This window comes from Streptococcus sp. 27098_8_186, from assembly GCF_041432055.1.
Taxonomy (GTDB): Bacteria; Bacillota; Bacilli; order Lactobacillales; family Streptococcaceae; genus Streptococcus; species Streptococcus dentalis.
Genome location: NZ_JAPVYV010000019.1, coordinates 1 through 3,688 on the forward strand (window position 1 = coordinate 1; position 3,688 = coordinate 3,688).

The 3,688-nt window shown below is 40.8% G+C and carries 4 protein-coding genes; all 4 read right to left on the minus strand.

Annotated features, from left to right (window positions below; all coding sequences use genetic code 11):
• Positions 1-276 (minus strand): plasmid recombination protein (locus tag O3602_RS10095; protein WP_371611632.1); only part of this gene is annotated, 276 nt, incomplete at its 3' end.
• 363 nt (positions 277-639) lie between these two features.
• Positions 640-1,311 (minus strand): replication protein, encoded by a 672-nt coding sequence (locus O3602_RS10100; protein WP_371611633.1) that lies wholly within the window; start codon positions 1,309-1,311, stop codon positions 640-642.
• Positions 1,312-1,379: 68 nt separating this feature from the next.
• A complete protein-coding gene (locus tag O3602_RS10105) occupies positions 1,380-1,523 on the minus strand; it encodes a CopG family transcriptional regulator (protein ID WP_000179765.1) in 144 nt (47 codons plus the stop codon).
• A gap of 938 nt (positions 1,524-2,461) precedes the next feature.
• On the minus strand, positions 2,462-3,688 hold a 1,227-nt coding region (mobV, locus tag O3602_RS10110), incomplete at its 5' end, for a MobV family relaxase (protein ID WP_371611634.1).

The window sequence follows — 3,688 nt, forward strand, 5'->3', positions numbered from 1 at the left end:
AAAAAAATCTTTATCTGACGTAATAATCCATTCATCACACAAAACAGCGTCTTTCCGTATCCCACGTTTAGAACTCTTGTTCTCGTTCACATAGTCCTTAATTTGCCGTTCATACGACACAGAGCGGTCACGATCCGTCAACTCATAGTTGAGGTGTGACCTGCTCGTGTCGATGTCTTTGTTTGAGTGCTTTTCAAAAATCCGTTCATTGTGCTTATGTGCGCCACCCAAATTCCCAACTTTCATTTTCTGCATTCTCGCAACCATGTAGCTCATAACTTTTACCTCCTCAGGTGGGTCATTCGAGTAGCGAATGACAGACGAGCCGGCAAGCCTATTGCTCGTCTATTGTGATAACATTCTAGCTAGAATTTTAGCACAAATTTCGGCTAACTTCCATGTAAAGTATAACGCACTATACTTTACTCCGTAAAAGTGCGTTCTCCGAAGGCTCTTGCAGAGAGCTAGTCCGCCCACTTTATGCCAGGGCGAACTACAAAAAAAGCCCTCGAATCGCAAGGGCATTTTTTGAAAAATTGGGCGACTTCGATAAGTCCCCCAAAGTCATTTTTTCAAAATGACAGTCGGACGGCTTCGCTATTGTCCGACCAAAAAAGCCGACCTCGAAAGGTCTGCTTTTTATTCTTCTTCGCTCAAAACTTCTCCAGTTTCATAATCTACTGACGGAACTAAATTCCCATACTTTCGCTCTTGATAAACTCCGTCAAAATACAATCGAATCAACCCAGTATGAGAGCGCAGAACCGAATTGATAACTTTCATAGTCGGCAGTCCATACTCTGAACCTTTTGCCATTACAAAATTTTTCAATTCCAAGATATTCGCTAGCCGATGATCTGCAATAATATTGCAGACCTCGTCTAGAATATCATCTTTTTGTTCAGCATCTAACGTCACATAACGGTCAATATCAAAGTTATTGATATGCTTAATATCTGCCTTATCGTACTTGTACTTGTTCTTCTTGATAGCGTCTTTGGACTCATGCGTTAGATACAAATACGTGTTTTCGATATTCAGAACTATCTGAACCATAGCAACGCTTTGTTCTCCTAAAGCCCTTTTTATCCTAACCCTTACGCTATCAGCAGTCACAGGATTTTTCGCCACATAAATCACATGATAATGTGCTTTTTTGTAGAGTTGTCCCTCAACATCACTCAAGTCCTTATCATGCAAAGGACTGACCGCCATTGGTACACCAATCAATTCCAATCTCATTTCCCAATCTTCTGGAATTGAATCGGGATAGAGTAGGAAAGTAAAGTATCTTGCTTTTTCTTTCGCCATATGTTATATTTAACCTAAATCAAAAACTTATTGCTGTGCGACCAACACAGCTTTTTTTGTGCCTTTCTTTATTTTTGCATTTTCAAATATTCTTCAAGTGCTAACACAATGATTGCAGACTTAGAAAAGCCTTTACTCTTAGCTAAATCAACTAACATTTGATGTTGTTCGTCAGTAAAACTTACTTGCACTCTTTTTTTATCTGTCGCCATATTATTCTCCTTTTTCGGACTTGTTGCAAGTGTACCACTTTCAATTATTTCTGTCAACACTTTCCCATACTTTTTTAAAAACTCGCCAAAAAACTCGCCAAAATGTCGCCGAAAACTCGCACCCCTCAAACCCTTGTGGCTCTAAGGTTCAAGGCACTTTTTTTCTTAATTTGGCACTCGGCACTTAAAAGGGGGGTCGTAGTAGCCCCCCGATTTTAGATTTTTTCTACGAAAAAATCACCCCATTTTCTCCACCCAAGAAATAAAAAAAGACCCTATCGGGCCAAGCTCTTAAAAACGTATTCGGGGTCTTTACAGCTCGAAGCTGAAGGCAGTCCCACACCCGACACAAAATAGTGCCCTTTGAGCTATCCGTTTCCAGTTGCCCGACAATAAAGAGCTTCACGCCACCGACCGTATCGCTGAGGCGCCTCATGAAGATTATAACACAAATGTCTATTTTTGACACCAATTATAAAACTATGTTATAATTTAATCAACAACAAGAGTAGTGAGTTCATCACGCTAAACGAAAAGCACCCTGTCCGCCAAGACTTAGGGTGCTTTTTTTGCGCTAGCTACAACACACTAGCGTTCGTGAAAAGTGACACTATTTCTCGTTGTCATCGAAGCGCTTTTCAATCCACTTCATCCCATAGGCTTTCCCCAACTCGTACGCTAAGGGCAACACTACTCGGACAACAACAAGAAGAGTAATGAGTTCTAACAAGCTAAACACCTCCTTTCGAAGGCTTAGTGCCAGAATATTGCTATTATACCATGTCCGCTTGCTTTATTCCATGGTCTATTTGACAACAAGGAACCTAGGTCGTTAGTCTTTGGTTTGTCGGTCAGCTGAACAAAGTTCAGACTGAACCGCCTTAACCAGTCTAACTTGACCTAGCTTATTGTCAAATAGCTTTCACGGCATAAATCGCTCAGATACTCCGCCCTTTTGTAGGCTCATGTCTTTTCCTAGACAGTTCTCGTGTCTGTCTTAAGTTTTCTAAACGCTTATTGAGACTGGTTACTTCTTTTTCTGTTATGACTTCAGAAAGGTCATCTAAGAGATTTTTAGAAACTTTCAACTCCCTGTTTTCTAGCTTTAATGCTTTGTTTTCGGTCTCTAATTGCTGATTTTTCCATTCTGCATGAGATAGGCTATTTTCAAGCCTACTCTTTGCTTCTTTCATGCCTGCTAGTGCATTTCTAAGTAACTCATTTTGATTGACCGCCTGCTCCAACTTCTCTACAACATCAGACACAAACGTCTTCAGTCGTCCAACAAAATCCGAAGTAAAATTAAAGCCATCGCCAAACAGTTTAGGAGTAGCATTTTCTAATTCTTCCTGCAACTCTTTGGCAACTCGACGTCTATCTAAATCTCTATACGAAATTTTCGATAAGTTACTTGATTGTTCCACCAAAAGTTGCGTTTTTTCTCTATGAGCTCTCTCCAGACGAACCACATCATCACTCAGACGCTTAGAATCGCTTTTTAACCCCTTTATTTCCTCCTGACGACTATTTACCTCAGAATTTAACTCAGATAGCTCTGAGAGCCTCTCAGAAGCCTCAGAATCGATTTTACCGTATTCGTCAATCTTTTTCTCAAGGACACCCTCTAAACGTCCTAAATCTGCCCTTAAATCGTTTCTATGAGTGTCTAGCCATTTGAAACGCTCTTCCAACGTCGCTTCTCGGATGTTAAATGTCACGTCTGAATCTGCAAACAAAGAACCTATGTCCTCATAATCTTGAATTTCTGACATTGTTGCAGGTCTACGTTCTTCCGTATGCCAATATTTTGGCGCTCCTAAATCTAGCAATTCCTGATTAAGAGCTTCACGCCCCATTTTTTCCTTGTAGTCCGCCACACTCAAATGCTGTTCTTTGCTATCTCGCTTTCCACGTTGCAACTCAAAACCATGCTCATTCATGTACTTTGGCAAATCTTCCTGAATATGCTTTAGCTCCTCACGGTTAAACATAACCTTTGATGACAGCTTACCATTTCTCATTGGCACAATCCCTAAGTGCATGTGTGGGGTACTCTCATCAAGATGTACACTGGCATAAGCAACGTTGGTTTCTCCGTAATTCTCCGCGAAGTAGTTTTTAGCCGTTTCAAAAAATTTTCTCGTCTGCTCCTGGCCCAACTTTTC